The 6,672-nt window shown below is 75.6% G+C and carries 6 protein-coding genes and 1 pseudogene; 3 read left to right on the top strand and 4 right to left on the bottom strand.

The features are described 5' to 3' along the window. Nucleotides 1-742, bottom strand: a pseudogene (locus ABT297_RS42325) (hypothetical protein); the annotation flags it as partial. Between the two features lie 826 nt (nucleotides 743-1,568). Here ABT297_RS42325 and metF point away from each other — a divergent pair. Further along, complete coding sequence (gene metF / locus ABT297_RS42330; protein ID WP_350559621.1) at nucleotides 1,569-2,486, top strand: methylenetetrahydrofolate reductase [NAD(P)H]; 918 nt, start codon at nucleotides 1,569-1,571, stop codon at nucleotides 2,484-2,486. Next, entirely contained in the window at nucleotides 2,473-3,132 is a 660-nt protein-coding gene (locus ABT297_RS42335) for a CDP-alcohol phosphatidyltransferase family protein (RefSeq protein ID WP_350559624.1), read from the top strand. Before metF ends, ABT297_RS42335 begins: the two co-directional genes overlap by 14 nt. A 24-nt stretch (nucleotides 3,133-3,156) precedes the next feature. Here the strand turns inward: ABT297_RS42335 and ABT297_RS42340 are convergent, their stop codons facing one another. After that, entirely contained in the window at nucleotides 3,157-3,606 is a 450-nt protein-coding gene (locus ABT297_RS42340; RefSeq protein WP_350559627.1) for a MarR family transcriptional regulator, read from the bottom strand. A gap of 65 nt (nucleotides 3,607-3,671) precedes the next feature. Here ABT297_RS42340 and ABT297_RS42345 point away from each other — a divergent pair, with 65 nt between their 5' ends. Continuing rightward, complete coding sequence (locus ABT297_RS42345) at nucleotides 3,672-4,427, top strand: nitroreductase/quinone reductase family protein (protein WP_350559630.1); 756 nt, start codon at nucleotides 3,672-3,674, stop codon at nucleotides 4,425-4,427. On the opposite strand, the gene ABT297_RS42350 is transcribed toward ABT297_RS42345, so the two are convergent. Both ABT297_RS42350 and ABT297_RS42355 read right to left on the bottom strand, forming a co-directional pair. Beyond that, nucleotides 4,411-5,868, bottom strand: coding sequence for a phytoene desaturase family protein (locus ABT297_RS42350; RefSeq protein ID WP_350559633.1), 1,458 nt, complete (start codon nucleotides 5,866-5,868; stop codon nucleotides 4,411-4,413). The two genes, ABT297_RS42345 and ABT297_RS42350, sit on opposite strands and share 17 nt — an antisense overlap. After that, on the bottom strand, nucleotides 5,856-6,672 hold an 817-nt coding region (locus ABT297_RS42355; RefSeq protein WP_350559636.1), incomplete at its 5' end, for a glycosyltransferase family 2 protein. The genes ABT297_RS42350 and ABT297_RS42355, both read right to left, overlap by 13 nt.

A 6,672-nucleotide genomic window follows, 5' to 3' on the forward strand; every position in this document is an offset into this window, starting at 1 on the left:
TGAGCCAGGCCGAGATGGACAACGCGGTCGCGATCGTCGACGTGGCCAAGCGGGAGAACCTGCCCAAGCGCGCCGTCGTCGTGGCGCTCGCCACCCGCCGGGCCGCTCGCGCCAGCCGCAGCGCGGCCGCCCCGTCGCCGTCTTCCGCACGCAGTTGCGCGAGGCAGCCGAGCAGGTGCCCCGCGAGCGCCCCGTGGCCGCCATCGATCGCGGCCCGCACGCCGCGCCGGGCGAGCCCGGCGACCGTCCGCCCGCGGACCGGTGCTCCGGCGTCCACGCCCGCCCAGACCGCGAGCTGCGCCAGCTGCGCGATCAGCCCCAGCGCCGCCGCGCCGGCCCGCTCCCCGCCACCCCGCACCGCCGCCGCGAACTCGTCGCGGACGCGGCGCACCAGCTCCGGTCCGGAGACGAGGTCGTCCATCCGCCGCAGGCCGGCGACCCGTCGCTCGGCGTCCACGTCGAGCCCCCCGTCCGGTCCCGTCGCGCGTCCCGTCCGCACGCCCTTGTGCGCCGTCTCCGCTGTCCGCGTCGCGGCCGGGTTCGCCCGTGCTTCGGCTCGCGTCGCCCTGGCCGGAGCCCGCGGCGTGCCGGCCCCGGCCCGCTCCAGCCCGGCCTCGGCCGGCGACCAGGCCACGGCCGTCGCAACGGCCCGTGCAGCAAGCGGCGCCCCGGCCGGCGCCGTGGTCAGCGAGATGGCCGGCGAAGCGGACGGTGGAACGGCCGGCGCCCCGGCAGGTGCCACGGCTGGCGAAGGGTGCGGCACAACGGGCCGCGAGACGGCCGGCGGGGTGGGTGGTGGAACGGCGGGCGGCGCTCCGGCCGGCGCCGAGGCTGGTGAAGCGGGCCGCGAGACGGGCGGCGAGATGGCCGGCGAAGCGGACGGTGGGATAGCCGGCGCCGCGTGCGGGGCTCCGGCCGGCGTCGTGGTTGGTGAAGCGGCCGGCGAGATGGCCGGCGAGGCGGACGGTGGGATAGTCCGCGCTGCGCGCGGGGCCCCGGCCGGCGCCGAGGCTGGTGAAGCGGGCGGCGGCAGGGCCGGCGGCGCCGGCGGCGTGCCCGTCCCGGCTCGTGGTGGACCGGCTGTCGCGCGGTGCGGGCGGTCGGGCGCGCGGAGGCGGCGCGAGCACGCGGCCGCGCGCTGGAGGTCGTCCAGCGGCGCCTGCAGGACGAACGCCAGCCACGCCAGCCATGGCGCGCCAGGTATCCGTTCGCCGCGTTCCCATCGCGACACCTCGTGCCGTGTGATCGTGGGCACGTCGGCGGCCGCGCACAGCATCTCGGCCAGGCGCAGCTGCGACCGGCCCCGCGCCAGGCGCAGGCGTGTGAGCAGGGCGCCGAACGTCTCGGCGGCGGCCGGGATCTCGCCCGGTCTGGCAGGCATTCCTCACCTCCTGGAACCAGCGACCCCCTTCGCTCGCGGCACCAGGGACACAGGCCCGGACCCGGGGCCGTCGCGGACGGCCCCGGCCGAAGCAATGTCCACCCCGCCTTTCTACCCCAGAGGTACGACAGGATCCCGGCCCGTTCCGCAGTGCCTATCACCAGCCGTTCGGCACTAGAGTCAGGGCGTGGCTCTCGGACTTCCCTCTGTCATGACCGGTGGACCGGCATCGATCGGCGACCTGATCGCGGATCACGGGCCCACGTTCTCGTTCGAGTTCTCGCCGCCGAAGACGCCCGAGGGGGAGCAGCAGCTGTGGCAGGCGATCCGGGAACTCGAGTCGCTGCGGCCGTCGTTCGTGTCGATCACGTACGGTGCCGGCGGCAGCACCCGCGACACGACCGTGGCGGTGACCGAGCGCGTCGCGACCGAGACCACGCTGCTGCCGATGGCGCACCTGACCGCCGTCAACCACTCGATCGCGGAGCTGCGCAACGTGATCGGGCAGCTCGCCGGGGCCGGCATCCGTAACTTCCTGCTCGTGCGCGGCGACCCGCCGGGCGACCCGAGCGGGGAGTGGATCGCCCACCCCGACGGCGTGCTGTACGCGGAGGACCTGGTCCGCCTCGTCCACGAGGCCGGGGACTTCAGCATCGGGGTCGCGGCGTTCCCGTACAAGCACCCGCGCTCGCCCGACGTGGAGTCCGACACCGCCAACTTCGTCCGCAAGTGCCGGGCCGGCGCCGACTTCGCGATCACCCAGATGTTCTTCGACGTCGACGACTACCTGCGGCTGCGCGACCGGGTCGTCGCGGCCGGCTGTGACACGCCGATCGTCGCGGGCATCATGCCGGTCACCGCCATCGGCACCATCGCCCGCTCGCAACAGCTCACCGGCGCCCCGTTCCCGGCGGAGCTGGCCGCGCGCTTCGAGCGGATCGCCGACGACCCGCAGGCGGTGCGGCGCCTCGGCATCGACCACGCCACCGAGATGAGCCAGCGCCTGCTCGAGGAGGGCGTGCCCGGCATCCACTTCATCACCTTCAACCGGTCCACCGCGACCCGCGAGGTGTGGCAGCAGCTCGGCGTCGGTGCGCGGACCTGAGCCGCTCGGCTGGGACGGGTACTGCGAGCGCTGGTCCGAGACCCACGGCGGCTATGACCCGCGGTTGGCCCCGGCCCCGGTCCGGGGCTGGCTGCGGCTCTGCCATCGGCTGGGCGCCGGCCTGGTCCGCCTCGGCGTGCGCAGCCCCGGCGCGATCACGTCGATCGGGCTGCTCTTCTCCGCTGTGGTACCTGTGGCCGCCGCCGTCCCCGCCGGCCCGCTGGTGGCCGCGATCCTGGTCCTGCTCTCGGCGCTCGCGGACACCCTCGACGGCGTTGTCGCCGTGATCGCGGCCCGCGCCACGCGCCTGGGCCAGGTGTACGACGCGGTCGCCGATCGCCTCGCCGAGGCCGCCTGGCTGATCGCGTTCACGCTGCTGGGCGCCCCCGCGTGGCTTGCCGGGGCAAGCGGCGCGGTGATGTGGCTGCACGAGTACGTCCGGGCCCGCGCGGCCGTGGCCGGCATGGGCGACATCGGCACCGTCACGATCGCGGAGCGCCCGATCCGGATCCTGATCACGATCTTCGGCCTGCTCGCGGCGCTGTTCGACCCGCGCGCCGCGACCGTGACCCTGGCGGTCGCGCTGGCGGTGTCGGTCGTCGGCTTCGCGCAGCTGTGGATGGCGGTGCGCAAGGCCCTGCGATGACAAGGCCCCGCGGTGACGAGCGGATCAGGCCTCGCCGCCGCCGACCGCGCGCTCGAAGGTGAGCAAGGTGTCCACGAACATCCGCCGCTGGTCCGGGGTCAGCGGCTCCAGCGCCGTCCGCCACGCCGAGGCGCCGCGACCCAGCCAGCCGTCGATCGCCGCATGGTGCCCAGGCGCGATGCTCACGATCGTGCGCCGCCGATCGGCGTCGTCCTCGCGTCGCGCCAGGATGCCCTTGCGGCTCAGGTCCCCGACCATCAGGCTCACCGTCGCCGGGGCGACCTCCAGCCGCGCCGCCAGTTCGTTGACGCCCAGTGCGCCCTCGAACAGCAGGTACGCCAGCAGCGACAGATGGCGCGGGGCCAGGTTGAACGACTCCAGCTCCGGCGGCGGCGGCGTGCGCTTCGCGCGGCCGATCAGGCGCGGCATCAGCAGCAGGAGGGTGCGGATCGCCTCGTCGACCGACGTTGACACAGCTTTCTCCTCAAACTATCTTTGCTTGCAAAGCAAATACACACCACGGCAACCTGAGGATAGCCATGGCCGACTTCGACCAGCAGGTCATTGACGAGTTTCGCGCCTCCGGTGGGCGGGTCGGCGGGATGTTCGCGGGCGCCGACCTGATCCTGCTCACCACGACCGGTGCGCGCTCGAAGCGCCGGCGCACCTTGCCCGTGGGGTATGCCCGCGACGGCGAGCGCATCCTGATCTTCGCCAGCAACGGCGGGTTGCCCGGCCACCCGGCCTGGTACCACAACCTGCTCGCGAGCCCCAGGGTGACCGTGGAGCTCGGCGAGGACGTGTTCGACGCGGACGCGACACCGCTCGAGGGGGCCGAGCGCGACCGGCTCTACGCCGAGCAGGGGCGGCGCGTGCCGGCGTACGCCGCGTATCAGGAGCAGACGACGCGGGTGATCCCGGTGGTCGCCCTGCACCGGGTCGGCGACCGGGCACGGGCGATCGGCGAGGAGCTGGTGCGCATCCACGCGACCCTGCGGCGAGACCTGTCCGCGGTACGCGCGGATCCGCGGGTCCACTGCCTGGCGTTCTGCGCGGCCCTGCGCACCCACCACCTGAACGAGGACGGCGCGTTCCCGCGCATCGAGCGTCAGTTTCCGCAGGCCGGGCCGGTGCTCGCCCGGCTGCGGGAAGAGCACGCCGGCATCGCCCGGCGCATCGCCGAGCTCGGGGAGGAGCCCGACCCGGCGCTGCTGGACCGGCTGGCGCGCGAGCTCGACGAGCACTTCGCCTACGAGGAGCGGGCCTTGGTACCGCTGCTCAACCAGCTCCGATGAGATCCGCGACGATCTTGGCAGAAAGCATCACGAGCGGCAGCCCGCCGCCGGGGTGCACGGAGCCGCCGACCAGGAACAGGCCGGGGACCGGCGCGCGGTTGGGCGGGCGGAGCATCCCGGCGAGGCCGTGGCTCGCGGTGCCGTAGATGGCGCCGCCAGGGGAGCGGGTCGCGGCCTCCAGGTCGGCCGGGGTCAGCACATGGCGGAAGAGCAGGCGGTCGCGGACGTCGAAGCCCCGTTCGGCGAGCACCTCCAGCACCCGGTCGGCGTGGCCGGGGCCGGCCGAGCGCCAGTCGACGGGGCCCTGCGGGGCCGCGTTCACCAGGACGAACCAGGCCTCGCAGCCGTCCGGGCGGACCAGCGGATCGTCGGCGACGGTGACGAACACGGCCGGGTCGGCGACGGGCGCGGGCGGGCTGCCGAAGACGGCATCGAACTCGGCGTCGTAGTCGCGCGGGAAGAAGACCGTGTGGTGCGCGAGCCCGGGAGTGCGCCCGCGCACGCCGAGCAGCAGCACGAACCCGCCCAGGCTGCGCGCCGCGAGCCGGCGGGCCGGCCGTGGTCGTGGTCGTGGGGAAGGCAGCAGGTCGCGGTACACGTGCAGGGCGTCGGCGTTGGCCACCACGACGTCCGCGGCGACCTCGGCGCCGTCGTCGAGCACCACGCCGGCGGCGCGCGAGCCGGCCACGGCGATCGAGCGCACCGCGGTGCCGGTGTGCACGCGCACGCCCAGCGACTCGCAGCGCTCCAGCAGCGCGTCGGCGAGCGTGCCGAGGCCGCCGCGCAGGTACCAGCCGCCGAAGGCCAGCTCCGCGTACGGGATCGCCAGCAGCGCGGCCGGCGCGCGGCGCGGGTCGGCGCCGGTGTAGGTGGCGTAGCGCTCCAGCAGCATGCGTAGCCGCGGGTCACGCAGGTGCGTGCGGCCCAGGCCGCGCAGCGTCCGGCCCGGCGCGATGGCGGCCAGGTCGCCCAGTCGCCACGCGAGCCCGGCCATCCGCAGTGGGCCGGCGGGCGACGTCAGCACGTGCCGCCAGGACGCCGCCCAGACCCGCCCGGCCCGCCGCCACAGCCGGCGCCAGTCCGCGGCCGCGTCCGCGCCGAAGGCCGCCGCGATCCGCTCGGCGAACGCGTCGCCGCCGGTCGAGTCCAGGGTGGAGCCGTCGGGAAAGCGGTGGCGCACGATCGGGTCGAGTGGCACGAGGTCCAGCCCGCCCCCGCCGGTCGACGCGAACAGCTCCGCGGCGACCTGCGGCAGCGTGAACAGGCTCGGGCCGGTGTCGAACCGGAACGTGCCGGCCGCGGTCTCCCGCTCGTACCGGCCGAGCTTGCCGCCGACGGTGGCCGCCTGCTCGAACACGGTCACCCGGTGCCCGGCCGCGGCGAGCCGGGCGGCGGCCGACAGCCCGCCCACGCCGGCCCCGACCACGGTCACGGTCGCCATGTCGGGCGCCCCTTCCAGGTGGTGCGGCCGCGGCGCGCGTACGAGCGGGCGACCAGCCAGGCGAACAGCAGCACGGAGGCCGGGTGCGCCAGCGCGTCGGGGAAGGCCCGGCCGCCGCTCGCGCGCGCGGCGGCGACCCCCAGGGCGTACGCGAGCAGCCCCGCCCACTGTCCGAACAGGATGGTGACGGGAAGCACGACGTAGAGCGCCAGCAGGACGGCGAGCACGGCCGCGGCGCCCAGCGGCGAGCCGAAGGACGCCCACAGCGACTTGGCGTACCCGTCGGAGAGCTCCCGCCACGAGGTGTACATCCGGCAGCGCGCCAGCGCCGAACCGTCCGCGAGCGCGATCCGCCCGCCCGAGCGCTTCACCGCCCGGGCCAGCTCGATGTCCTCGAGCACCCGGTCGCGCACCGCCGCGTGCCCCCCGGCCCGCTCGTACGCCTCCCGGCGCACGAGCAGGAACTGCCCGCCCGCCGCGGCCAGCGACGGGCGCGCCGAGCGCTCCATCGCCCGCAGCGGCAGGAACGTCAGCCACGACCACTGCAGCAGGGGCTGGACGAGCCGCTCGCCGGCGCCCACCGCCTCGATGCGCGGATACGGGCTGAGCAGGTCCGCACCGCAGCGTCGCAACACGGCGGTGGCGCGCTCGACCGCGTCCGGGGCGAGCACCACGTCCGCGTCGAGGAACACGAGGACCTCGGCGTCGCCGGCCGCGTCGGCGAGCTGCCGGCAGGCGTGCGGCTTGCCCAGCCAGCCGGCGGGCAGCGCCCGGCCGGTCAGCAGCGTGACCCGGTCGCCGGCG

It is taken from the genome of Dactylosporangium sp. NPDC000555, assembly GCF_040300025.1.
In the GTDB taxonomy this organism is placed as follows: Bacteria; Actinomycetota; Actinomycetes; order Mycobacteriales; family Micromonosporaceae; genus Dactylosporangium.

Excerpts from the sequence above, each read along its gene's own strand:
- ABT297_RS42345 (WP_350559630.1), top strand. The coding sequence starts at position 3,672 with ATGGCCGACTTCGACCAGCAGGTCATTGACGAGTTTCGCGCCTCCGGT.
- ABT297_RS42350 (WP_350559633.1), bottom strand. The coding sequence starts at position 5,868 with ATGGCGACCGTGACCGTGGTCGGGGCCGGCGTGGGCGGGCTGTCGGCC.